At 40.0% G+C, this 25,996-nt stretch carries 20 protein-coding genes; 11 read left to right on the top strand and 9 right to left on the bottom strand.

Annotated features, from left to right (window positions below; translation table 11 throughout):
• Window positions 1-208 precede the first annotated feature (208 nt).
• Complete coding sequence (gene thiI, locus ORI98_RS00460; RefSeq protein ID WP_261297979.1) at window positions 209-1,663, top strand: tRNA uracil 4-sulfurtransferase ThiI; 1,455 nt, start codon at window positions 209-211, stop codon at window positions 1,661-1,663.
• Window positions 1,664-1,845: 182 nt separating this feature from the next.
• Here the strand turns inward: thiI and ORI98_RS00455 are convergent, their stop codons facing one another.
• Window positions 1,846-2,082 (bottom strand): hypothetical protein, encoded by a 237-nt coding sequence (locus tag ORI98_RS00455; RefSeq protein ID WP_261297978.1) that lies wholly within the window; start codon window positions 2,080-2,082, stop codon window positions 1,846-1,848.
• Between the two features lie 181 nt (window positions 2,083-2,263).
• Between ORI98_RS00455 and ORI98_RS00450 the strand changes: the two genes are divergently transcribed.
• The 4 genes from ORI98_RS00450 (at window position 2,264) to rlmM (ending at window position 5,499) form a co-directional block, all read left to right on the top strand.
• The gene (locus ORI98_RS00450) at window positions 2,264-3,175 is read left to right on the top strand and encodes a transcriptional regulator GcvA (RefSeq protein WP_261297977.1); all 912 of its coding nucleotides are present in this window, start codon (window positions 2,264-2,266) and stop codon (window positions 3,173-3,175) included.
• Window positions 3,156-3,878, top strand: a complete 723-nt coding sequence (locus ORI98_RS00445) for an alpha/beta family hydrolase (protein ID WP_261297976.1) — start codon at window positions 3,156-3,158, stop codon at window positions 3,876-3,878. Before ORI98_RS00450 ends, ORI98_RS00445 begins: the two co-directional genes overlap by 20 nt.
• 52 nt (window positions 3,879-3,930) lie before the next feature.
• Window positions 3,931-4,320, top strand: coding sequence for a DUF423 domain-containing protein (locus ORI98_RS00440; protein WP_261297975.1), 390 nt, complete (start codon window positions 3,931-3,933; stop codon window positions 4,318-4,320).
• Between the two features lie 75 nt (window positions 4,321-4,395).
• Window positions 4,396-5,499, top strand: a complete 1,104-nt coding sequence (gene rlmM, locus ORI98_RS00435; RefSeq protein WP_261297974.1) for a 23S rRNA (cytidine(2498)-2'-O)-methyltransferase RlmM — start codon at window positions 4,396-4,398, stop codon at window positions 5,497-5,499.
• A 100-nt stretch (window positions 5,500-5,599) separates the two neighbouring features.
• Here rlmM and ORI98_RS00430 read toward each other — a convergent pair whose 3' ends face one another.
• A complete protein-coding gene (locus ORI98_RS00430) occupies window positions 5,600-6,610 on the bottom strand; it encodes an isocitrate dehydrogenase (protein ID WP_261297973.1) in 1,011 nt (336 codons plus the stop codon).
• Window positions 6,611-7,073: 463 nt separating this feature from the next.
• Here ORI98_RS00430 and ORI98_RS00425 point away from each other — a divergent pair, with 463 nt between their 5' ends.
• Entirely contained in the window at window positions 7,074-9,821 is a 2,748-nt protein-coding gene (locus ORI98_RS00425) for an alpha/beta hydrolase family protein (protein WP_371931103.1), read from the top strand.
• 680 nt (window positions 9,822-10,501) lie between these two features.
• On the opposite strand, the gene ORI98_RS00420 is transcribed toward ORI98_RS00425, so the two are convergent.
• From ORI98_RS00420 to ORI98_RS00400, 5 genes are all read right to left on the bottom strand, one after another.
• On the bottom strand, window positions 10,502-10,915 hold the full coding sequence (locus tag ORI98_RS00420; protein ID WP_261297970.1) for a DUF3192 domain-containing protein: 414 nt from the start codon (window positions 10,913-10,915) through the stop codon (window positions 10,502-10,504).
• 52 nt (window positions 10,916-10,967) lie between these two features.
• Entirely contained in the window at window positions 10,968-11,744 is a 777-nt protein-coding gene (gene xni, locus ORI98_RS00415; RefSeq protein WP_261297969.1) for a flap endonuclease Xni, read from the bottom strand.
• Between the two features lie 4 nt (window positions 11,745-11,748).
• On the bottom strand, window positions 11,749-13,104 hold the full coding sequence (ppnN, locus tag ORI98_RS00410; protein ID WP_261297968.1) for a nucleotide 5'-monophosphate nucleosidase PpnN: 1,356 nt from the start codon (window positions 13,102-13,104) through the stop codon (window positions 11,749-11,751).
• A 50-nt stretch (window positions 13,105-13,154) separates the two neighbouring features.
• Complete coding sequence (locus tag ORI98_RS00405) at window positions 13,155-14,711, bottom strand: GGDEF domain-containing protein (protein ID WP_306133835.1); 1,557 nt, start codon at window positions 14,709-14,711, stop codon at window positions 13,155-13,157.
• Between the two features lie 225 nt (window positions 14,712-14,936).
• Window positions 14,937-17,087 carry a lipopolysaccharide assembly protein LapB gene (locus tag ORI98_RS00400; RefSeq protein WP_306133834.1) on the bottom strand — a complete coding sequence of 717 codons (2,151 nt, stop codon included), beginning with the start codon at window positions 17,085-17,087 and terminating at the stop codon, window positions 14,937-14,939.
• Between the two features lie 389 nt (window positions 17,088-17,476).
• On the opposite strand from ORI98_RS00400, the gene ORI98_RS00395 reads away from it, so the two are divergent.
• Window positions 17,477-19,303 (top strand): M61 family metallopeptidase, encoded by a 1,827-nt coding sequence (locus ORI98_RS00395; protein ID WP_306133833.1) that lies wholly within the window; start codon window positions 17,477-17,479, stop codon window positions 19,301-19,303.
• A 146-nt stretch (window positions 19,304-19,449) separates the two neighbouring features.
• On the opposite strand, the gene ORI98_RS00390 is transcribed toward ORI98_RS00395, so the two are convergent.
• Together ORI98_RS00390 and rdgC are read right to left on the bottom strand one after the other, a co-directional pair.
• Window positions 19,450-20,007 carry a glutathione S-transferase family protein gene (locus ORI98_RS00390; protein WP_306133832.1) on the bottom strand — a complete coding sequence of 186 codons (558 nt, stop codon included), beginning with the start codon at window positions 20,005-20,007 and terminating at the stop codon, window positions 19,450-19,452.
• Window positions 20,008-20,044: 37 nt separating this feature from the next.
• Window positions 20,045-20,956: a recombination-associated protein RdgC gene (gene rdgC / locus ORI98_RS00385; RefSeq protein WP_261297963.1), complete on the bottom strand. Its 912-nt coding sequence runs from the start codon at window positions 20,954-20,956 to the stop codon at window positions 20,045-20,047.
• Window positions 20,957-21,260: 304 nt separating this feature from the next.
• Between rdgC and ORI98_RS00380 the strand changes: the two genes are divergently transcribed.
• The 4 genes from ORI98_RS00380 to ORI98_RS00365 all read left to right on the top strand — a co-directional run bounded on the left by ORI98_RS00380 (window position 21,261) and on the right by ORI98_RS00365 (window position 25,714).
• Complete coding sequence (locus tag ORI98_RS00380; RefSeq protein WP_306133831.1) at window positions 21,261-22,190, top strand: porin; 930 nt, start codon at window positions 21,261-21,263, stop codon at window positions 22,188-22,190.
• A gap of 229 nt (window positions 22,191-22,419) precedes the next feature.
• Window positions 22,420-23,109, top strand: a complete 690-nt coding sequence (gene phoB / locus ORI98_RS00375; RefSeq protein ID WP_261297961.1) for a phosphate regulon transcriptional regulator PhoB — start codon at window positions 22,420-22,422, stop codon at window positions 23,107-23,109.
• Window positions 23,110-23,256: 147 nt separating this feature from the next.
• The gene (gene phoR / locus ORI98_RS00370) at window positions 23,257-24,555 is read left to right on the top strand and encodes a phosphate regulon sensor histidine kinase PhoR (RefSeq protein WP_306134056.1); all 1,299 of its coding nucleotides are present in this window, start codon (window positions 23,257-23,259) and stop codon (window positions 24,553-24,555) included.
• A gap of 187 nt (window positions 24,556-24,742) precedes the next feature.
• Window positions 24,743-25,714 (top strand): PstS family phosphate ABC transporter substrate-binding protein, encoded by a 972-nt coding sequence (locus ORI98_RS00365; protein ID WP_306133830.1) that lies wholly within the window; start codon window positions 24,743-24,745, stop codon window positions 25,712-25,714.
• Window positions 25,715-25,996 lie beyond the last annotated feature (282 nt).

The raw sequence follows: 25,996 nt of genomic DNA, 5'->3' as shown, positions 1-25,996 counted from the left end.
TTACAATGAGCGATAATTTTGCTATAATCCGCCGCAATTGTTTGCTTACTTTTCCTCCGTGGAATCATTTTATCGATTATCAACGACTCGATTCTCAGATTTTACTCGGCGAAAATAAGTCTTTATTCCATTAATTCAAACCATTAAATGTCACATCGGCTAAACTAATGTTAGTTTTTAGTCGGTCATTTATGTTGCCGGAACCGCTATGAAGTTTATCGTAAAGCTATACCCAGAAATCATGATGAAGAGTAAATCGGTAAGATTACGTTTTACCAAAATGCTCGAAACCAATATTCGTAACGTACTTAAAAAAGTCGATGAAGAGGCTAAAGTACAACGTTTATTTGACCGAATCGTCGTGAAGGTGCCTGAAGATAAACCGGAATTACAGGGAAAATTTGCCGAGCGTTTAGCCTGTATTCCAGGTATTGCCCATGTGGTTCAGGTAAGTGAATATCCATTTGACACCGTTGACAGTATCTATCAGCTAGCGTTACCGCGTTATCGCGATGAGATTGCTGGAAAAACCTTTTGTGTTCGAGTTAAACGTACTGGTAATCATGATTTTAACTCAATTGATGTCGAACGTTACGTCGGTGGAGGGTTAAATCAACACACAGATGCGTTGGGTGTAAAACTGAAAAATCCTGATGTGACCGTTAATCTTGAAATTGATCGCGATAAACTTTACATGGTTGAGCGTCGCATTGAAGGTTTAGGCGGATTTCCAATGGCGACCCAAGAAGATGTGTTGTCACTTATTTCAGGTGGGTTTGACTCTGGCGTATCCAGTTATCAATTTATTAAAAAAGGTGCCCGTACGCATTACTGCTTCTTTAATTTAGGCGGCGCCCAGCATGAGATTGGTGTAAAGCAAGTGGCTTACCACTTATGGCAAACGTATAGTGAATCTCACAAAGTGCGTTTTATTACTGTGCCATTTGAACCCGTTGTTGAACAGATTTTAGAGCGGATTGATAATGGTCAAATGGGCGTAATTCTCAAGCGCGTGATGATGCGTGTTGCAGCCCAAATTGCTGAAAAATATGGTATTCAAGGCATTGTTACTGGTGAAAGTTTAGGTCAGGTCTCTAGCCAGACGTTAACAAATTTAAATGTAATCGATCGCTGTACTGATATGTTAATTATGCGCCCGTTAATTGCTATGGATAAGCAAGATATCATTAACCAAAGCCGATTAATTGGTACCGAAGACTTTGCCAAAACCATGCCTGAATATTGTGGCGTGATTTCACAAAAACCAACAGTTAAAGCGGTATTATCTAAAATTGAAGCGGAGGAGAAAAAGTTTGATGAAGATCTTATTGAACGCATTGTCGCCTCTGCAAAGGTAATGGATATTAGGGATATTGAGACTGAAATGAATCAACAAATCACTGAAACCGAAACCGTTACCGATATTGCCGTGGGTGAAGTTGTAATTGATGTGCGCGCTCCTGAAGAAGAAGAGCGTAAGCCATTGGATATCGAAGGCGTCGAGGTTAAAACGATTCCATTCTTTAAATTAGCCACCCAGTTTGCAGATTTAGATAAAAGTAAAACCTATTTACTTTATTGCGATCGCGGTGTGATGAGCAAACTTCAAGCCTTATATTTGATTGAGCAAGGTCATCATAATGTCAAGGTCTATCGCCCGTAAGTGCTGATAAGTTTATTGAGGGCAGTGATGTAAGTACTGCCCCTCATTAAACTCTCTTATTGAGCGTGATTGATTAACAATGACACATAAAAAAACCGCAATCTATGCGGTTTTTTTATGACATTTATGGCAAGCTATCAAGGCGAGTGTAAATGTGTGAAAGTACTATTCAATTATAGAGGTTAATCAGCAACTTGTGTGCGAACCGTTTTCATTTGTTGATCATTTTCAGCAACGATAACTTCATTCGCATCTTTAACGACTTCTTGTTGCATTTGATTGAGATTATCAGCTAATTGCGCATTAATCGTTGCGTGTAAATCGCTAATATCTACTAGATCCATTTCGTTAGCTTGTGCGGCGCTAAGGCTGAGTGATGACATCATAGCCAGTGCTAGAACAGATTTAAGGTTGAACATAGGTGAGCCTCCGGGCTGACAAATCTTTTGATTGCCGGACATTCCCAAATACGTCGAAGAGACTGTCCAACTGACTTAATTTCAATGATGCTAATTTAATCAAAAACACTGTTCTTTACAAACGACAAAAAATATCGATAATCATTAGAAAAACTAATTAAAAAACGAGAGATTGATCACCATGTCTAGACGATTACCTCCCTTGAATGCAGTAAAAGCATTTGAAGCGGCAGCAAGAAACCTCAGCTTTACAAGGGCTGCAGAGGAGTTGTTTGTGACTCAGGCTGCTGTAAGTCATCAGATTAAAGCATTAGAAGATTTCTTGGGTTTAAAGTTGTTTAGGCGCAAAAATCGATCATTATTGTTAACAGAAGAAGGTCAAAGCTACTTTCTCGACATCAAAGATATCTTTATTCAGCTAGGTGAAGCGACGGAAAGGCTGCTTGCTCGTAGTGCTGTAGGCTCACTTACCGTGAGTATGTCTCCTAGTTTTGCTATTCAATGGTTAGTGCCTCGCTTAGCGAAGTTCAGTGAGAAAAACCCTGATATTGATGTGCGCATCAAAGCCGTTGACAGTGATACAGGCTCATTAACTGATGATGTCGATGTGGCGATTTATTATGGTCAAGGAAACTGGGCAGGACTTAGAGCCGATAAATTACGCAATGAAGTATTGATCCCCGTGTGTTCGCCTTTATTGCTTAATGGACCTAAACCGTTAAATACTCCGGCAGATTTAAAACACCATACGCTACTACACGATTCTAGTCGGCATGATTGGCAAGCCTGGTTTAGACAATGTGGCGTCAGCGATATTAATGTAAACCAAGGGCCCATTTTTAGTCATTCTTCATTGGTATTGCAGGCTGCTGCACATGGTCAAGGTGTGGCATTAGGTTACAGCGTGTTAGCTCGCCCAGATATTAAAGCTGGGCGCTTGGTATGTCCTTTTTCTGAAGTGTTAGTGAGTAAAGATGCCTATTACTTAGTGTGTCAGCAGAATCATTCAGAGTTAGGAAAAGTCAGCGCGTTTCGTGAATGGATGGTCGACATGTTTGCTGAGGAGTCGCGTAGTGATTTACTCGCAGGATAGCATTAACGCTAACGCAGAATTAGCTAGAGATTATGTTTTAGATGGTGCAGTGGCAAGCGAGACGCTTATTGTGTTAGCTCATGGGGCGGGGGCAAATATGCACCATGCGTTTATGCAGCAATTAACTCAAAGTTTGGTGGATGAAGGCTTTGCTGTTTATCGATTTAATTTTTTATATATGCAAGCCAATATGCTTGATGGTAAAAAACGCCCACCAGATAGAGCGCCAAAACTCGTACAGCATCTCGAAAGTGTATTGGCAGATATCCAACATAAACAGCAGCAGGGTGAAATAAACGCCAAGCGAATTTTGTTTGTTGGTAAATCGATGGGCTCTCGTATGATGGCAACATTAACCTCAAGTTTGCATCAATGTGAAATGATAGCTGCACAATCTGCGTTGAATCGTGTTATCGGGCAAGTATGCCTGGGTTATCCCTTTGTGCCGATCAAAGGCGGTGAGCCGCGTTTACCCCCGCTGAATGAATCAAGCATGCCGACATTGGTCCTACAAGGTGAGCGAGATAAATTTGGTTTACCGGACCAAATAGCCTCGTGGACATTTCGCCAAGGCATTGAATTTACCTCTATACCTGATGGTGATCATAGTTTTGCCCCCAGGAAGTCGTCTGGTACAACGTTTGACGCTAATCTAGCACTTGTGGTGGCTGAGATTATTCGATTCTCGAAGTCGTTAGCCTAAATTTGTTATCCGAAGGCTTGTGTAAACAATAAGTCCAATATTAAGGCATGATATGAAACATCGATTATTATCAGTCGCGGCGATGAGTGGCTTTATCGCAGTCGCGTTAGGGGCATTTGCAGCTCATGGTTTAAAGAAAGTGACCTCACCAGAACTGATTAGTATTTTTAATTTGGCTGTCGAATACCAGTTTTACCATACCTTTGCACTAATAGCTTTGGCGTTTGCTGCAAATTGGTTGTGCCCTAAACTGATTAACTGGGCGGCGATTTTTTTCATCACAGGTATGGTGTTATTTTCCGGTTCTCTTTATTTATATGCGTTGATTGGTCAAAAGTGGCTAGGGCCAATTACCCCCATTGGCGGTGTTTGCTTGCTCATAGGCTGGGCGATATTTGCAACAGCGGCATGGCGTAAGCCTGTAAGTAAGGATCAAATCTAAATCTGCTATAGCGCCATATTCTTGCTATAATCCGACAAAATTTGGCTTCAAGTTCGATTATTGCTAAGGCTTTACATGAAAAACCTATTCCTATTTTGCCGTGCTGGATACGAGAAAGAGTGCGCTGCAGAAATTCAACAACGTGCCGCAGAACTTAATATTGGTGGTTTTGTTAAAACCAATAACAATGATGCTTATGTTATTTATCAATGTTTTGATGATAATGGTGCCGATGAATTAGCTGAGAAATTAGCGTTAAGTTCACTTATTTTTACTCGGCAGATGTTTGCATCGGCAGATTTATTAATTGATCTTCCTGAGCAAGATAGAGTTAGCCCGATTATTCAGGCACTAGGTGAATTATCTAAGTGCGGTGAATTGCGCGTCGAAACCCCCGATACTAATGAAGCGAAAGAATTGTCAGCTTTTTGCCGCAAGTTTACCGTTCCATTGCGCCAAGGTTTAAAAAAGGCGGGAATTTTACTGGGGGCCGAAAACCCACGCCGTCCTATTGTCCATGTGTGTTTTATTGGTCCAGGTAAGGCCTATGTTGGCTATTCACTAAGTCATAATAGCTCGCCGCATCCGATGGGGATCCCGCGCTTAAAAATGGTGGCCGATGCTCCAAGCCGTTCAAGCTTAAAACTCGACGAAGCCTTCGGTGCCTTTTTAACCAAAGAAGAGCAAGACTTGCGCTGTCGCAGCGGGCTAAATGCCGTTGATTTAGGGGCTTGTCCTGGTGGTTGGACTTATCAATTAGTGCGTCGCGGTATGATGGTCGCCGCAGTTGATAATGGCCCAATGAATGAAAAATTGATGGAAACAGGGCAGGTTAAACATTACCGTGCCGATGGTTTTAGATTTGAACCGCCGCGTAAAAATATCTATTGGTTAGTTTGTGACATGGTGGAAAAACCATCCCGCGTCGCAGAATTAATGGAAGCATGGGCAATTAATGCCTGGTTTAAAGAAGCCATCTTTAACCTGAAATTGCCAATGAAAAGCCGTTATAAAGAAGTGCGGGTTATTTTAGATACCATGGCTGAAATTTTTAAAGAAAATAATATTGAATATAAAATGCAGTGTAAGCACTTGTATCATGATCGCGATGAAGTCACCGTACATTTATGGTTATTCCCAGAAAAAGGCGTTAACTATGCCGTGCTGGGTGAAAGATAAAGCATTAGCGCTGTTTTACTAATGTTAGTGATACAGTACAAACTAAAAAGCCCTAATAAAGTATTAGGGCTTTTTTATTGCTAAACCAAACGCTAACATATTAATCTAAACGGTCTAATACTGCTTGGGTGAAGTCTGTGGTGCCATATGTGCCGCCTAAGTCACGGGTAGTACGGTCGCCTTCTTCAATCACTGCTGATACGGCATTGCGGATCATTACCGCTTTATCTGACATGCCAAGGTATTCCAGCATTTGAATTGACGCTAAAATAACCGATGTTGGATTGGCTAAGTTTTTACCCGCAATGTCAGGGGCGCTACCATGCACGGCTTCAAAAATAGCTGCATCACGTCCAATGTTAGCCCCCGGTGCCATACCTAAACCGCCGACAAGACCTGCACACAAGTCAGACAAAATATCACCAAATAAGTTAGTGGTGACCATCACATCAAAGTTTTCTGGATTCATGACTAATTTCATGCAGGTTGCATCAACAATCATTTCTTCGGTGATGATATCAGGATAGCGAAGACTGACTTCACGAGCCACTTTCAAGAATAAACCTGAGGTTGATTTCATGATGTTAGCTTTATGCACTATGGTCACTTTTTTACGGTTTTCTTTACGAGCTAATTCATAGGCAAAAGTCACAATTTGTTCAGCGCCCTGGCGGGTAATAATACTGGTTGCTTCTGCTGTTTCACCGTCATCAGATACTTTTTGACCTAAGCCAGAATACATACCTTCGGTATTTTCACGAACCGTAATAATGTCGATATTTTCATATCGTGCTTGAGTGCCTTTAAATGAATTAACAGGGCGTACGTTGGCGTACAGGCTAAATTTTTTACGCAGGCTAACATTGATTGATGTAAACCCCTCACCAACAGGCGTCGTTAACGGCCCTTTGAGGGTTATACGGTTTTTTTCAATTAAATCGAGTGTTCGTTGCGGTAATAATTCACCGTGTTTCTCTAGCGCTGTTAAGCCTGCATCTGCAAATTCATATTCAAAATCACATCCTGCTTTGTCGAGAATTTTTAATGCTGAGTCGATAATGCTTGGGCCAATTCCATCACCTGGAATTACGGTTATTGTACGTTTTGACATGAAAAGTCCTTACACGCTAGGGTTACTGCAATAATTACAGCGCATTAATTGGGGCCACTGTATGAGAGTTAAGTTAGTTTCGTCAGTCTCATAAATGGTGATTTGATGATGTTAATCATCTGTTTTCTAGCGACCATTTTAACGATTTTTAATCTTTATTTACACAATACTGTTGATCAAATCGCATTTAACAAACATTTGTGATGTGTTTTAGATTAAAATAGCCGCATTAATGACAAATGAATGTGATGACACGTTATTGATTAGCCAAAGCCTTTTTATACAAAAGGTTACCGTATCAAAGCAGGGTATTTTGTTCATTTATCTGGCGGTTTTGCTAGACGACCATAGTCGAATAGTCAGTCTTACTCGTATTGACAACGTTAGCTGGCGTTAAGGTTTGTGCCATCATAATTATAAGAAGAGGAATGTTGTGAAACTATCTTATTTGCTTACCTATCCAATGATGGTGATGTTATCACTGTCATTTACGACAAGTTTTACATTTGCGCAGCCGTTAACGCTGACGGACATTATGCATTTTAGTACCTTACAGCAACCAGTTATTGCTGAGGATGGAAGCATGATGGCGGTAGAGGCTAAGCCCGATCGTGGTGAAAGCTCTGTCATTGTTAAATCTATTGATGCTACCAAGAGTTTTAATATTACTAACGGAACTAAGCCAAAAATCAACGCCAGTGGCCGATTTGTTATTGCGACGATTCCTGCAAGCCTGTTAGAACAAGAAACTAAAAAGAAGTCTGAACTAACCCAAGGGCTAGCGTTACTTGATACAAAAACGGGTAATCAACAAACCTTTACTAATATTAGATCCGCTCAGTTTAATGATAATGGCCAATATTTAGCGGTATGGTTTAAAGAAGATAAAACTGCTGATGCAGATACTAAAGCGCTCGAGCCTAATACCCGTAAAAGTGACAAACTTGAAGATGATGATAAAGGCACTCGATTAAGCCTCATTCACTTAACCACAAATAAAATTATCCAGCTTACAGATGTGACTCAATTTGCGTTCGATGAGTCAGGTGTTAACTTTGTTGCCGCAGTAAATCGTCATGAACAAAAGCAACATCAAGTGGTGCTAGTCAATTTAACCCATCAGACACAGCGAGATATTTACAGCGTTAATAATGAGCAAATTGGTGAACTAGCCTTAAGTAATGACGGACGTTATGTTGGATTTACCACAGGTAAACTGACTCAGAAACGTGACAGTCGCCAATATCAATTGCATGTTATTAATATCAGCTCAGGTAAACATCGTCAGCCGACTAGCGAAGACTGGACGTTAAATCAATATGCTACTTTAATGTTTTCCCGTGACAGCGAGCGTTTGTTTGTTGGCCGAGTCCCGCAAGTTGTTGCACCGCGACAACAGCTAAAGTATACCGATGACAAATCTTTGTTTGATTTGAATGTGATTGCTGACAACAAAAATCTACGTGTTTGGCACGGTGATGATGCCAAAATTAAGCCACATGAAATAAAACAATATCAGGATGAATTAAAACGCACTTATTTAGCGGTTTATCACTTAGGCGCTGACAGCATTATCCAATTGGCAGATGAACAGGTGCCAACCGTTCAGTATGGCGAGCAAGCGCGATATTTGGTTGCTACATCAGACGTGCCTTATCAGAAAATGATCACATGGGCGGGTTTCTATCAAGATGTGTATCTAGTTGATTTAAATACTGGACGCAAAATATTGGTGTTGGCACAGCAGCCAAGCGATGCGATTCCGACATTGTCGCCCAATGCAAGATTCTTACGCTATTATCAGCAAGGTAACGTACATATTTATGATATAGCGCAGGCCAGAAGTTATAACTTAAGTGGGCAATATGCCGTACCTTTTGCCGATGAGGATCATGATTACCCAAGTGCGGCGCCGGGTTATGGTTTCGGTCCATGGCTTGATGATGGTTCAGGTTTTATTAGCTACGACAAATACGATGTGTGGCAATTCAACACCATTTCGCATAGCGGATTTATGTTGTCTAATGGCGAAGGTCGCAAGCAGGGTGTTGAATACCGAGTTAAAGGACTTATTAAAGATAAACAACCGGCAACCGTTAAAGCTGACCAATCCATATTGTTAAAAGGTTACAGCCATCGTACTAAAGCCGATGATTTCTATGTGGCAAAAGTAGGTGTTGCGGGGGTTAAAAAGCTCACCGATAGCCAAAGTAAATTAACCGTATTAGCCAGAGCAAAGCAAAGCGATGACATACTGTATTCGAAACAGCGTTTCGATTTATACCCAGATATTTATGCCGCATCACTAGATGGAATTAATAACTCTAAAAAGTTGACATCATTAGATAAAGAACGTCAGGCGTTTAGCTGGGGTAAATCTGAATTGGTTCAATGGACCGATGCTGATGGCAATGTTGCTGATGGTGTTTTGATTAAACCAAGCAATTATCAAGAAGGTAAACGTTACCCTGTGATGGTGTATTACTATCGCTTTATGAGTGATCGATTACATGCTTTCCCTGATATGAAAATCAACCATAGGCCCAATTTTGCTTGGTACACCAATAATGGTTATGCCATATTTTTACCTGACATCCGCTTTGAAATCGGCTATCCAGGGATTTCAGCCGTTAAAGCGTTAACTACAGGCGTGCAAAAAATAATCGATATGGGCGTCGCCGACCCGAAAAAAATAGGTCTTCATGGTCATTCATGGAGCGGCTACCAAACTGCATTTGCTGTAACGCAAACTAATATGTTTGCTGCAGCTGTGTCAGGTGCGCCAGTCTCTAATATGACTAGCGCATACAGTGGTATTCGTCATGGAAGCGGTCTTGCAAGACAGTTCCAATATGAAACAGGGCAAAGCCGCATAGGTGAAAGTTTATTTAAAGCACCACAAAAATATATTGAAAACTCTCCCATATTTTACGTTGAACGAATTCAAACGCCAATGATGATTATGTTTGGTGATATTGACGATGCTGTTCCTTGGGAGCAAGGTGTAGAAATGTATTTAGCGATGCGCCGAGCTGGAAAAGATGTTGTGTTTTTACAGTATGAGGGTGAGCCTCATCATCTGAAAAAGTATCCAAATAAGTTGGATTACACCATTAAAATGCGTGAATATTTTGACCACTATTTATTAGGTGAACCTGCCCCAGTATGGCTTGAAAAAGGCGAGGCTTATCGAGAGTTTGCTAAGGATTAATGATATTAGCTAACCTCAACTAGGGTTAATAGATGGGCTCAATTAGCTGAATTCAAAAGATTTAGCTAATTTTGTAGCAAACTTGTAATTTGTTTTGAAAAAAGGCAGATTAACACGTCAATAGCTGGCCTATTGCAAGTTAATGAAACGCAGTTAGCAAGACAAAGGGCTGTTTGGTAAGCGTTTATTATCCAGAACTGGGGTTAACTAGAGCAAGTTGAACTGTATCGGTTTAATTTTTCGAGTTAAACACGTTTAAATCGTGATGCCTAGTCATCTAGGTAAAAACCATTCAACAAAGAGTACCAGGTGTTTAGCTGAATCCTTGCGGCTGTTTTTGTGGGCCATTCTTAGTGCGATATCGACTTTTTATGTAGAGTCATTACCGCAACACTCAGCCTTGTCAGTGTAAGCATAACCAATAACTCGCGTTAAAACTACCAAGTACTATAGGTTCTAATGACTCGTATAAAATGCAGGCTTAACGGTCTGCATTTTTATGCGGATGACATTTAATTGAGTGTTAATTAAAAGTGCTATTTGAAACATTTTGATTTTATCTGCGGGTAACGTGACCTCAAAGAGCGAGTTGTTGCAACAATGCTGAATGCGGATGATAAAAAGATCGAGGATGTAAACGAGCGACTCAAAATGATTTGAGTCGCTAAAGGATAATAGATTTAGTGTTCTAAAGCTGGTTGTGAGGCCTCAAGCAATATTTTGCTGTCTAAATATTGCTGGTAGGTCTCTAAGCCCCAAGCGATAAGAACATTGTTTTTAAACAGTAAAGGGGTGCATTCGTCTCGAGTTGTTATTCCGTCGGATGTTATGTGGTGGGTGCGATAAAACAGCAATTGGTATTGCCCATCAGTAGCTGTTTTTGCTTCGACAAAGTCAGCTCGGCCAAATATTTTCTTGATTGCTTCTAACGATTGTCCAAAGCTAATTTCAGTAATTTTTTGACTATTGTAAGCTTGTCTATCTTCCCAAGCACGGTCTTCTGGAAGAGGCTCATAAATAAACATCACCACAGCAACAAATATGAGATAAGCAATAAATATCCCACCGATAATATAAGTAGCACTTGCCTTCATTTATTGCTCCACAATTGCGGTATTTGAATATGTTTTATTCAGTGTAAAAGATTTATACATGTTTGTTGATATCAACTTGATAGCGAAATTGTTTCAAATTGATATTAAGAGGTATATCGCATTGTAATTGAGCCAGTTTATAGCTGATACGCGCAAGTTCTTTGCCTTCAGCAAGTTTCTGTGCTTGTTTAGGGCCGAGATTTTCCAGTGAGCGATATAAGTTAGCTAAGGTTCGAAATTTATTGAGTAAATCCGCAGCAGACTTTGGGCCGATGCCGGCAATGCCGGGGATTTTGTTGCCACTGTCGCCAGCAAGCGCAATAAAATCTAAAAATTGGCCATGTACCACGCCGAGTTTACGTTCATGCTCAACTAAATCAAATGCTTGTTGATTGAAATGATCCCAAATTATTAACTCATGTTGCGGCAGTTGGCTAAAGCCTTTGTCTGTAGATGCGATAATGGCTTGGCCTTGATTTTGGGTGATTTTAAGTGCCAAGGTAGCTATAACGTCATCAGCTTCAGAAAGGGCATCAAGTGAGTGAATATGTTCTGCTGCTAAAGCTGCTTTAATATCTTTGAGTCCGATCTGCAGAGGAGTCGGCATAGGTTTGCGACCTTTTTTGTAATCTGAATAGAGCTTTTTACGCCATGACTCTTGCTCACCGTCCCATACTACAATTACATGGGTAGGTTGATGCAACTGGAGCATTTTATGGCAAGCCGCTAAAGATCGCACTTTTACGCTTTCGATATCATTTTCATCTGGTAACACCGCATGAATGCGGCGTACCAGATTGAGTCCATCAATAATCAGTAATTTATTCATTAAGTTATTTTATTATTTTGTAGCATGGTTCGTAGGCGCTGCCAGGCAATTTCATCCGTTGTTGTGTAACAAATGCGCTAAGCAAGTTATCCATCATGCTCATTAACTTGGGATCGCCTTTTATCTGAAATTTCCCATGTTCTTTGATGAGTTTAATGGTTTCACCTTTCACATTACCTGCCACAATACCCGAAAATGCCTTGCGCAAGTTGGCGGCCAGCTCTGCTTTATTATTTTGAAAATATAAGTTTAAATTTGCCATAACTTCATGGCTAGGGTCAAAAGGTAATTGGAATTCAGGTTCGATTTTTAATGACCATTGGTATTGATATGCATCGCCTGTTTCCTTGCGATAGGCTTTTACTGCTTCCATACCTTGTTTCATGATTTGTCCCACTTTTACTGGGTTATCAATGATAATCTGATATTTGCTTTGCGCCTCTTCTCCTAATGTTGCACCTATAAACTTGTCTATCTCCTCAAAGTATTGGGCACTTTCTTTTGGGCCGGTTAGCACCAAAGGGAAAGGGGTGTTAGCATTTTCTTTATTTAATAAAATACCTAAAAAATACAATAACTCTTCAGCGGTACCTGCACCGCCAGGGAAAATAACTATCCCATGTCCTAAACGTACAAAAGCTTCTAAACGTTTTTCAATATCCGGCAAAATAACCAACTCATTGACGATTTGGTTAGGCGGTTCAGCGGCAATGATGCTGGGTTCTGTTAGGCCGATGTAACGGGCATTTTTAACCCTTTGCTTGGCGTGACCAATCGCAGCCCCTTTCATTGGACCTTCCATCGCGCCAGGACCACAACCTGTGCAGATGTCCAACTCGCGTAATCCCAGCTGATAACCTACTTCACGGGTATATTGATACTCGATAGCATTAATACTATGTCCACCCCAACAGACAACCACGTTAGGATCTTTCATTGGGGAAATTGCACGGGCATTTCTTAATATATCGAATACCACGTTGGTAATGTGGCTCGCATTGGTCAGATTGATGTGTTTGAGATTATCGTATTTATTGGTGATATAAATTATGTCGCGTAATACGGCAAATAAATGCTCTTGAATACCAACAATAATTTTACCATCAACGAAGGCTTTTTCTGGGGGATTGATCAGCTCAAGTTTTATACCGCGCTCGCGCTGCAATACATTAATGTCGAAGCTTTCAAATTTTTCAAATAAGGCTTCGGCATTATCGCTAATAAGACCTGACGACAATACCGCTAAAGAACAACTGCGATACAGTTGATAAAGCTCACTTTTTGCACCTTGTTTGAGGCGATCAACTTCTAGCTGTGATAGTTGATCTAAACTGCCCCGAGGACTAATCCGTATAATCATAAGCCACTCCTTTAGACTTAAGCGTCAAGACACTTAAGCGCTTGTGCTGCTTACATGTCTATAACGACTCGGTCTCTGCCATTGTTTTTTGCTTTGTAGAGAGCAGCATCAGCTCGTTCAAATGCTTCTTCCATGGTTTCATTATCCATCACTTGCGCTGCACCTATAGATAATGTAACTGTAATTCTCTGATTTTTAAACTTAAATGGAATGTTTTTTACTTTTTCTCTCACTCGATTAAGTAAAGTGGATATATGATCTTGAGTGATATCAGGTAATATCAACACAAACTCTTCACCACCATAACGCGCCACAAATTCACTTTCACGTAGCGAGTTTTTCAATGCCATAGCAATGACTTGTAAGGTTTTATCACCAGTACTGTGACCAAAGTTATCATTAACTGATTTAAAATGGTCAATATCCGTAACGGCAATCCATAATGGTGTTTTGAAACGGATATGGTTGCGGTACTCTTGATCCATCCTATCTTCTAATGCTGTGCGGTTCGCCAGTTGAGTGAGTGGATCAAGTAAATTTAGCTTTTGGTGCTCGAACAGTTTTTCTTTGTAGCAATTGGCTTCTTGCGTAATGCTATTTAGCTCTTTACGCATAGATTCAATGGATTTGCGTAATAGGGCTTGTTCGCGACTTTCTAATGCTTCTTTTCGAGATAACGCATCACGAAGCGATGAAAGTTGTATCGTTAGCTGAGTTTTTAACGCTAAAACATCTTCAACATCGGTGATAATGCCGCCAGCGTTATCTACCCTTAAATTGATTTCTTTGTTCAATTGTACTTTAAGCTGCTGGCTACGCTCATTATTGTTATGTGAGCTATTCACAACATCACGTACAACCGTTAAGGCATCGTTAAGAGCATATAGGAAATCTTGTGAAGCGGATTTTTCTCTAGCGATATTATCGAGTAATAAACTGAGAATTGTTTGATAAGATTCAAGCAAAGTATTTAAGGAAATTTCACCTAACAACACTTCTTTCATGACTAAAATTTGATCACGTTGATCTTTGCGAAATTCAATTTCAGATATTTTTACGGCTAATTCTCGCGCCAGTTGAATATGCTGTGGCAGGATGTCGTAGTCATCGGCTGAGGTAAATTGTTGTTGTAAAATTTCCTCATAAAAACCAATTAACTTTTCTACTTTAGGGATATATTCCCACACTGTATGAAATGGCTTAGCAAGTTCTTGCTTAAAATAATTGATTTCTTTTTTAACTTTTTCTGGTGCGGAGTTAACCCGCTGAATTTGTCTAATTACTCTTGAAAGGCCCATTCGGCTCTCTTCAAGTTGTGTCATTGTATGGTTATATTGGCCTTTTAATATTCGTTCAATATCGACTAATTCAGGCAATGCTTCATCGATTTGCTCATAACCGTGAAGGTGGTGTCGTAATTTGGCTAATTTATTATCAAGTTCTAAATTTTGGCCTTTACAGGCTAAGCTTAAATGGCCAATAAATTGGATCAAAGTTTTTAGTTTATCATTTCGATCTTTATTGATGTCATCTAAAGCTGAACGAGCAGCATGAAGCTTTTGTTTCATTAGCGTTATTTGCGATATCGCTATTTCAGAATCTTTCATATAATGCCTTGTTGCTTGAGATAAACGTTAAGCTCAAAAATGTGTGATGATCATATATCGTCAACTACATCGAAAATTAAAGCCAAATAGCCGTTGCTATTACTTATCAATAAAAACTTAGATTTAAGAAGTGTAGCAATGTTATAACAAAGCGTGTAGGACTGATATCTAAAATCCATACAAAAAATGCTGTTTATGAGTATTTGCTGGATAATTGAGCAATTACTATTTAGGCCACGACCTTTCTGTAATTGCCTGATTGCTTTCCGCTTTCATTATCCCTCTTTTTAATGCTTGGGTGATATTTAGGTATAAAGGCGCACTAAAAATCGTAGCCGGAGCAAAGTTAAGGGTTTTAAGAGAAACATAGGCGCTTTTAGGTTGCGTCATGGCAGTTGCGATAGCATATTGCGCCGTTTCAAAATGGAGTTCAGCTGAGATGTTGACATCAGGGTTTGCTATAAGTGGAAGCGATAAGTGGCCGATATAAATATCTGATTGTGCAATTGTGCGATTAAAGCAGGGAATCGCGGGGTTATCTAACACCGCTTTTGCAAGGTATTTTTCTATTGCGTCTAGCAGTTCATCTGCGCCTATGTTGTGATTGAAACAACATGCAAATTGCCCTGGTTTAATCACATAAATGTCAGCTGTGAGTATTTGGCTGAGCTCATTAATAAATTTATGGATGACGTTTGCTGCTTCCGTAAGGCCCATTTGAGTATCGCTATGGCTTAGCGCTTCAATTTTAATTAGCGCGAAAGTTGAAATGCCATCTATTTTGTCAGGGTTTAATCTTTGTAAACATGCACGTAAACCATTTAGTTGGGTAATAGGTTCTAATAAATATTGTTTTTTATATTCTCGTTGTGCGTTAATTATTTTGCTTGAACGGCTCAAGGCTATCAGTAAAACAATGGCAATAAAAATTAACAAGCTCACTAAACTGATAATGATGAAATGTTTGTTGTTAAGTTCAGTTGCCTGCTCCTTCATTTTGTTTTGTAATAAATTCAAGTCAAATTTTAACTTTTGTTCGGTCAATTCTGACGTTGCTGAAGGTGAGCTTTGTTGCTCTTCTTGTACATTGGTAAGGGCGATAATGGCGTCAATAATATTGATGGCTGAAGCTAAATCTCCCAACTGCCGATAAGCGGTAGATAAATATTTTAGCGCTTCTAATTCTTGCTCTTTTAAGTTTTTCTCTCTGGCGAGGGTTAACGCTTTATTCGCATGTTCTATTGCTTCTATCCACATAGATTGTTTTATTAAGATTTGAGCATATAAAGCCTCGTTAAACACTAAGTAATGTTTGACATTTTTAGCGGTAAAAATTGCGTTGGCTTTGGCTATAGATGTTAAAGCAGCAGGACCATTATCCAGGTTGTAATAAGCCTCGGCGAGGTTATGATGGTTGAGCCCCTGACCAATTTCATTATCTAAGCGCTCATTTACTTGCAGTGCGTTAAGGTATTGAACAATGGCTTGGTTCCATTGTTTTTGCTCTGCATAAACCATTGCTATAACCGTTAAGGCTTCGGATGTATATGAATCCTGCCCAAGAGCTTGAAAGCTGGTTGCTGCGTCGTGAGCATGTTTTAAAGCCTCATCCCACTGTTCTAAATCACGATAAGTACGGGCTAAGTTCATTTGTGCATGGGCTTTGATTCCGGGATAGCTGATGCGGTTCCCTACACGAAAAGCCTCACCATAGTATTGTAATGATTTAGCATGTTCATTCCTGCGATTGTAATAGCGCCCTAATTCTAGTTCCGATAATGCAATGAAGTAATCATTTCGCATTTGATAGGCTATTTCTCGGTATCGATTGAGATGGGTGAGTTGTGCTGCAGGCTGCAAAACCATTTGATAAAGCCCACTTAAATGTTCATGTAAGGTAAATTTAAACAGGGTGGCCTCTTCAGACAAATCAGAGCTAACCTGATTCAGCGCTTCATTGTACTGATCAATTGCAAACACATAATCTTGAGATTTTCTGGCTTTCAAGCGAGCTTTTAGCATGACTAACACGGCTTGGTCGAGGGGCCTTGTTATCACCATTTCGAGCTGGTTGACGAGCATTTGTGCGTCATCATATTTAGTGGCTGAATGAACGTTAGACTCTAGATTGAGTCTTGTTAAAAGAATGAGTTTTTGAACCAGAAGTTCTGGTTCCATATCGAGTTTATTCGCTATTTGATCAAATTCGACATTATTTGAAAATGAGAGTGGGAATTGAATGTTCTTATTCAGCTGTTGGTATACCGTTTGCGGGACTTCTCTGAAGCTGATCTCTTGCTCTTCAAGTTCACTAGCGTTCGCGATGATGGGAGTCAATATTAAAAACAGCAAACATGAAACGATAAAATGTCGCATAAATCGTAGACCTTCTTCCTTGATGCACCGACAACGGTCGGAACTCTAAATGAGTAATAAATTGTAAGCTAATGTTGTTTATTGCTGAGACTGGAGCAATAGGTTGTTATAATTTTTTTCAGAAAGCAAAATAATATCAATAAAAATCATTTATATAATAAAAACAAATAACCTTTTGCTCGGATTGGAAAACGAACGGATAATGCTTAAGCAGTTAAAATTCAAATGCTTACGAATGAAATTGATTTGAAATTAATAACAATGTGATATTAACGTCAATCTTTCGCCAATCGTAAGTAAACTCAATACAGTTAGCAGGTTAACGACTGTTTGCTAGGTATTTCTTATTTCGAGCGCAGGTTAAATCATCATATCAGAAGGACGTTATAGTGAAACCCATCTCTTTAGCAATAATGCTCAGTAGTGCCGTTTTTGTTGCCTGTTGGACACCAAAGGTATTAGCCGACGTTAACTACCAGATAGACTTAACTCAACCGCAACATCATTTAGCCAAAGTAGCAGTAACCTTCCCTAAAACTGATGCTAAATCGTTAACCATTAACATGCCCGTATGGCGAACCGGACGTTATGAAGTATTACCGATTGCCGATGGGGTAAGATTATTTAAAGCCACAGACAGCCAGGGAAATGAATTAGACTGGCACCGCACAGCCAGCGGAGAGTGGCAGGTCAGCTTAGTTAAGCCAACTAGTGTTACCGTTAATTATCAGGTTTACGCAAACCAGTTGGGTGACCGTTTGCGCCATATCGACCGAACACATGCTTACCTAGATGCTAGTGGCATCTTTATGTATAGCCCGTCATTTAGACATGACGCGGTTAAGGTTAATCTAGCTGTCCCAGAACAATGGAAAAGTTATTCGGGGATGAAACCAGGCACTAAGGCACATTCATTTATTGCGGATAATTATGATGTGTTAGTGGATTCACCAATTGAAACCGGTATTAATCAACATTTTGCCTTTAAAGCAGATGGACGTGATTATGAAGTGGTTTTTTGGGGGGAAGGTAATTATGACACCACTGAAATAGTCGCCGATTTAGAAAAAATCAGTTATCAAGCATCAACTATTTGGGATGGCTATCCCTTTGAGCGATATGTTTACATGGTGCACGCGACAAGTGGCGCTCGCGGGGCGACCGAACATTTAAATTCCACGGTTATACAGCTGCCCCGTTTTAACTTTCGAGAGCGTGAAGATTATTTACGTTTTATCAGCACAGCATCACATGAGTTTATCCACACCTGGAATGTTAAAGCCTATCGTCCACAAGGCTTAGTACCTTATGATTACCAAACTGAAAATATGACTGAGTTATTGTGGATCGCAGAAGGTTCAACCAGCTATTTTCAGCATCAGCTGCTACTGCGCGCAGGTATTATCAGTGCAAAAGAATTTTTTGATGATTTAAGCAAGCGTATCACCAGCAATCAGCATAACCCTGGGCGTGAAATTCAATCCATTGCCGAAGCCAGTTTAGGCCAGTGGAGTAGTACTTGGGGGGATTATGCGGTTAACCATAGCGTGAATATTTACTCTGAAGGCTACATGACCTCTTTAGCCTTAGACTTTGATTTACTTTCACAAACTCAACTAAATCATTCATATCGTGATGTTCATAAAAAGCTTTATCAAGATTTTAAAATCCCTTTAGGATATAGCGTTGACGATGTGAAGAATATTTTGAAAGGATTAACGGGTAAAGATTATCAAGCATGGTGGCAACAACATGTGAGTTCACCTGTGACATTAGATTTTGATGCCATGCTATTGCTAGCGGGTTTACAAGTGGGTTATGACAAAGAAGCAAAAAACTTAGTTGATGCCGGTTTAACGCTTACCGGTTCGCATAATGATTTAACCATTGCCAATGTACGTAGGGAAGGTCCAGCATGGCAAGCAGGAGTGAATGCTGGAGATGAGATTATTGCGGTTAACGGATTGAAAGTGACGGCTTCGGGGTGGGGGAAACGTTTAGCCGATTTTAAAGCAGGAGATACAATTGAATTGACCTTGTTTAATAATGATCAGCTCGCCAAACGTACAATTACCTTAGCAGAGCAAGCCAAAGGTGAGCAAAAAATTTCCCCAGTTGAGTTAGTAACCTCTGAGCAAAAAGCTTTTTTAAAGGCGTGGATAGGTATTGACTGGCCGTTTGATAGTGATGGGGGATTTATCAAACCCGCTAAGTAATTCAATTCAAAATGGACTAAAACATTGTCGATAAATTTACCTGGTTAACTTTATTGAGATTCAAAATATAACATGCCCATCAACAAGTTGATGGGCATGTTTGTTTGGCAGCGTCAATTTACAGGGTGAGTTTTTGTGCCGGCCAATTATTGTGGAGGCTTAGTGGCTGCAAAAGGCGGATAAGTGGCTATTCCAGCTAAAAATCGCTGCAAATTAGGACAATTTTCAATATTAATACGTTGACGAAATAATCCCCAATCTAAATAGCAGGCTAACCGTAATTCAGCATCACTATAGGGGGCTGAGTCGCTTAATGTCAGCTGTTCAAATTGCGCAAGACTCGACACTATTCGAGCGGCTTGTCGCTGGGTATAAGCCACATTGTGAATATCGACGCCATCTTTTTCTAAAAAGAACAGGTTTACAGTGCTATCAAGCGCGGTATTAACCATACAAAAGATATCAAGTTCTGCCGGTGAAGCTAAATAATCCTGACCCGCTTGTTGACGAATGTAGAATAGAATCGCACTTGAATCTGTTAAGAAAGTGTCATTGTCCTGCAAAAAAGGCACTCGCTTTGTCGGCGAATGCATCGCACTGCTGGCTTGATCGGTTTCAACAAACTCAAACACTTGGCCAGAACTCATCAAAGCCATACGGCAATGGCGTACAAAAGGCGAGGTGTAGCTACCATAAAGTTTCATTCTGACTCCTGCTATCTATGTTATTTCGTTACTAAGCTTAAATACTTTGTTCCATCGGCCCAAAAGCACCATGTAATGCTTGAATGAATGCGATAAGTTCACTGCCCATTAAGGCAAAGTCGGCATCTAAACGTGCCATTGGATCTTCATTACCGACATCATCGTTACCTGCTCTAAATTCTTCGGAGAATTTAATACGTTTTATGCTGGCATCAGATTGCATGACAAATGCAATTGACTGAGCAAAGTGCAATGCCAGTTTATGTACTTGTTTGCCGGTTGCTAAATGTGCAAGCACTTCGTCTTCCTGTAAAACCTGTTGTTTGAAGCGAACTATCCCTCCCTCGTCAGAGTCTGACTTTAGCTCTGCTTCATCTTGCATTTCAAACGGCAATGAGGCTGCACCGGCTTGAAGCCATTCAGTGAGAGTTTGTTCGATTGGCTTAGCATAACTTAACGGAATAACAGGTAAACTGCCCAGTGCTTTACGTAACAGGGCTAGCAATTCCTCGGCTTTAGTTGCACTTGAGCTGTCGACTAAGATCATTTCTAGTTCTGGCAAAATTAATGCGCGCGTTTGACTACGACGAGAAAAAGCCCGTGGTAGTAATGTTGTGGTGATGTCATCTTTCATGGCATCTTTTTCTTTCTTGGTGACGTTACGGTTTTCTTGCGCTTCAATTTCAGCCACTTTTTCATCTAATGCTTCTTTAATTACCTGGCCAGGTAAGATTTTCTCTTCTTTAGTGACACAAATTAAGTGACGGTTTTCGGCGCTGTGTACTAAAGATTGACCTTTTTTTCCTAAAGCGTTGGAGAAGCCAAATTTGCTGATGTCTTGACTGGTACAAGGAGAAAATGTGAAGTCGGCTAAAGCTTGTTCAAGCGTTTCAGTGTCGGTTGAAAACGGTTTATTGAAACGATACAAGGTGAGATTTTTAAACCACATAAAAAGACACTCATTAATAAATAAATTAGTTGGCCAAGCAGTTTACGGCATCTTTATGGTTGGGTAAACAGCGGTTTTTGTTGAAATTGCATTGTAGGAATGAGGTTTAATAAAAATGTCACATTTCTCCACTTAGATTTATTTATTGTTATTTTTCAATGACTAATGGTTTATTTGTGTCGTTTAAGTATAGGTTGTTTAGGCTTTGCTTATTTATTGCAATATTTCTGAAACATTTCCAAGGCAAAATCCGCCCCGTTCCAAACAACAAACACATGACGAAATGAAACGTCGAAAGGATGAAATGATGAACTTATTTGCTAAAAATTTACTGGCTTGTGCTGTATCAGCTGCAACAATTTCAACTGCTTACGCGGCAGACCCATTGCAGGTTTATGGTAAATTGAATGTATCTGCACAATATAATGATGTAGCCGATGAGTCAGAAACGACAATTCAAAGTAATGCATCACGTTTTGGTGTAAAGGGTGATTTTGACCTAGGCAATGATCTTCAAGCTTTCTATACCATCGAATACGAAGTCGATACCGGCGATGCTGAAAAAGAAAACTTTAAAGCGCGTAATCAGTTTGTGGGTTTAAAAGGTAACTTTGGTCTAGTCTCTGTGGGACGTAACGACACAATGTTAAAAGTTTCTCAAGGTAAAGTTGATCAATTCAATGACTTAGCTGGCGATATGAAAAATGTGTTTAAAGGTGAAAACCGTATGGCACAAACCGCAACGTATATGACGCCTATGTTTGGTGATTTTCAAGTTGGGGTTACTTATGTTGCAGACGGTGATTCTGATCAAAATGCTGAAAACGGTGTGAGTATGGCTGCCACCTATGGTGATGCTGATTTAAAACAAACGCCAGTATATGCAGCCATTGCCTATGATTCGAAAGTAAAAGGCTATGACACTGGCCGTGCAACAATACAAGGTAAGATTGTTGGTTTTGTTTTAGGTGGTATGTACCAGCAGCAAGAAAAAATCGATTCGGGTATCACTGATAACGGTTATTTATTGAGTGCGGCATACGGTATTAATGACATAACCCTAAAAGGCCAATATCAAGATATGGATAACAAAGGTGATTCATGGTCTGTAGGCGCTGATTATAAGTTAGCTAAGCCAACAAAACTGTTCGCTTTCTACACGACCAATACTTGGTATGACTCAGGTGATGTGGATGATTCATACATAGGTTTAGGTTTAGAACATAAGTTTTAAATTTTTACGGGTAAATAAAAAAGGAGCTGTGGCTCCTTTTTTGCTTTATAGATGAAAATGTTTTAGGGGTTATTGCTCTGTTTTTAAATCTAATTCAGTTTATGCATGTTATTTAGCCAGCAATTGAAGTAGTTTATCAATTAATATGGTTAAATATCGCTAGGATCATAATTCTGTAATAAAACTGACCAATAATAGTCATCGTGGCAAATTACTGATAGAAGCGAATATGACAGCAAGGATATTAATTGTAGAAGATGAATCAGCCATCCGTGAGATGCTGACATTTGTGATGGATCAACACGGGTTTACAACCGCTGCAGCTGAAGATTTTGATTCCGCAATCGAATTATTAGCGGAACCTTATCCTGATTTAATTTTGTTAGATTGGATGTTCCCTGGTGGGAGTGGTATTCAATTAGCTAAACGGCTAAAGCAAGACGAGTTTACTCGGCAGATCCCCATTATCATGCTAACAGCTCGTGGTGAAGAAGAAGATAAAGTCAAAGGCTTAGAAGTTGGCGCTGATGATTACATTACTAAACCTTTCTCCCCTAAAGAGCTGGTTGCACGTATCAAAGCAGTATTACGCCGTAGTGCACCAACACGCTTAGAAGAAACCATTGATGTGCAAGGTCTGCAGCTTGACCCTGTGAGTCATCGAGTTTCAGTTGGCGATGCCGTGCTGGATATGGGGCCGACTGAATTTAGACTATTACACTTTTTTATGACCCACCCTGAACGTGTTTATAGCCGTGAGCAGCTATTAGATAATGTATGGGGCACTAACGTTTACGTTGAAGATCGCACTGTCGATGTACACATTCGTCGCTTACGGAAAGCGGTTGAGCAAGGCGGTTATGATAAATTAATTCAAACGGTTCGTGGCTCGGGTTACAGATTTTCTACTAGAATGTAGAAAGTCTTTGTCCATTCAAAATGCTGAGATGTTTGCAGTGTTAATTAATGGTAATCTAGCCAATTAACGGTGAAGTCACACTGTGTGGCAGTATTAAGCATTCAATTGAATGGATTAATGACTGCTATGCAGCCATTTAGGTAACAAATATTGAACTCATATTCAGGTTATCGCCTGCTTTTTCGCCTTGGGGTGATGGTATTGTTATTGGTGCTGGTGGGCTGGGTAGTCGATCAGATTGCATTAACCGTATTGCTTGGCTTGGCGGGTTTACTGTTTTGGCATTATCGTCAATTAGCTAGACTCAATTACTGGTTGTGGAAAGATAAAAAACTCACACCTCCACAGGGAAGAGGCAGCTGGGAAAGCATCTTTAATGGTATTTATCGGCTGCAAGGTAAAAATCGACGACGCGTCGGCCAGTTAGCTGCTTTACTGGGACGCTTTAGACAAGGAGCTGAAGCATTACCTGATGCGGCTGTGGTGTTAGATTCAGAGCATAATATTTTATGGTGTAACAAGCTTGCACAGTTGATCTTAGGATTTGTGTGGCCACAAGATAACGGCCAACGGATTGATAATTTAATACGTCACCCAGACTTTTCTGCTTATTTACGTAAAAACAAATATTTTGAACCCTTAGAAATTCCTTCCCCAGTCTCTGAAAGACGTTTGCTCGAAATTCGTTTAATGCCTTATGGCGACAGGCAATTATTATTAATTGCGCGAGACATTACGCGCATTCATCAACTAGAGAGCATGCGCAAAGACTTTGTTGCCAATGTCTCCCATGAGCTAAAAACGCCGCTGACGGTATTGCAAGGTTATTTAGAGATCATGCAAAGCATGGAGGATGAAGCCTCACCCAATCAAAAACCATTACACTTAATGCAGCAACAAACCAGCCGTATGCAATCTATGGTGGAACAATTACTGGCGTTATCACGCATTGAAGCGGGGGCTAATGTCGATTTGTCTAACACCATTGATATGAATATGATGTTTAGCCAATTAAAAATAGAAGCAAATGCTCTTGCCGCGGAACAATATACCCTCGAGTTTTTCTGTGAATCAAAATTAAATATCCATGGTGATGAATTACAGCTAAGAAGTGCCTGTTCAAATTTAATTTCCAACGCTATTCGCTATACCTCTCCTGGTGGCAAGATCACGATAAAATGGCAAAGTGTTGCTAGTGGCGCTAAATTTTCTGTTTCTGACACCGGTGTGGGTATTGCGCCGCAGCATATCAATCGATTAACTGAACGCTTTTATCGTGTGGATAATGCCCGTTCAAGTAAAACTGGTGGTAGTGGTTTAGGTTTAGCTATTGTTAAACATGCCCTAAGTCATCATCACAGTGAATTAACGGTCATTAGCGAGCTTGGAAAAGGCAGTACCTTTAGTTTTATTATTCCAACTCATTTACTTGAGCGAAAAATCTAAGCGTTCTTAGATGTTAAATGCCGTCTGTTGACGGCATTTTTGTTTCTATGGCAAAAATAAGTCAAAAATATAGCAAATATATTTCCGCTGTCACCGAACTGTCACATTAGAGTCATAGACTTGTCATCATTGAAGTTGATACTGACTGCGTTTTAAAAACTTAGTACGCTTAATTTGGAGCAATACAATGAAACTGAAAAAACTTGTCGGCGCAATAACCTTAACAGCCGCTGGTGTGTTCTCGGCAGCATCAATGGCTGCAATTGATCAAACTTTACCTGTATATGAAAAAACAAGTGGTGTTTCTGGTAACTTGTCTTCTGTTGGTTCAGATACGTTAGCCAATATGATGACGTTATGGGCTGAAGAATTTAAGCATATCTATCCTAACGTAAATATCCAAATTCAAGCTGCAGGCTCTTCAACTGCGCCTCCAGCATTAACTGAAGGAACTTCACAGTTTGGCCCAATGAGCCGAAAAATGAAGCCAAACGAAGTTGAATCATTTGAAAAACACTTCGGTTACCAGCCAACCGCGATTCGCGTTGCTATTGATGCATTAGCAGTATTTGTTCACAAAGATAACCCAATTAAAGGGTTAAGCATCGAACAAATTGATGGTATTTTCTCTTCTACCAATAAATGTGGTGGTAAGCAAGTTGAACGTTGGGGCGATTTAGGCCTAGATGGCAACTGGGCTGCAAAAGACGTTCAATTGTATGGTCGTAACTCTGTATCTGGTACATACGGATACTTTAAAGAGAAAGCCCTGTGTAAAGGTGACTTCCGTGCTAACGTAAACGAGCAACCTGGTTCAGCGTCAGTTGTACAGTCAGTATCACAGGGCCTAAATGCTATTGGTTACTCTGGTATCGGTTATAAAACAGCAGGTGTTAAAGCGGTAGCTGTGTCGAAGAAAGGTGATAACTTTATTGATGCTACGGCTGAAAATGCTGCAAACGGTACGTATCCACTTTCTCGTTACTTGTATGTGTATATCAACAAGCATCCTAACAAAGATTTATCACCAATGGATCGCGAGTTCATCCGTTACATACTGTCTAAGCAAGGTCAGCAAATTGTTGAAAAAGATGGTTATGTGCCATTACCTAGTTCAGTGATTGCCAAAGATTTAGAAAAAGCCGGTATTCGTCTTTAAGCTAAATTGAACTTGACTAAAAAGACCTCTTCATGAGGTCTTTTTTATGGGTGAAATTTAGGATAAAAAAAAGCAACCTACTTGAGGTTGCGCGTACTGCAATTTGCAATATGGTGATAGGGGAAACACTATCGAATAGGGGAATGATGATGAACATAAATTTTTAACAAAGTAGCTTAAAATTCGGTTCATATAATCAGAGTCGCTTTGTTTGAATAAGTTCCGCAGCGCAGTAAAAAAATTCAAAATATCGCTATTATTTTCATTCCCCTTTTCAGAGAT

This window comes from Shewanella sp. ULN5 (genome assembly GCF_030731885.1).
Lineage (GTDB): Bacteria > Pseudomonadota > Gammaproteobacteria > Enterobacterales > Shewanellaceae > Shewanella > Shewanella holmiensis.
The sequence above is the reverse complement of the archived record's forward strand: the minus strand, read 5'-3'. Positions and strand labels throughout refer to the sequence as shown.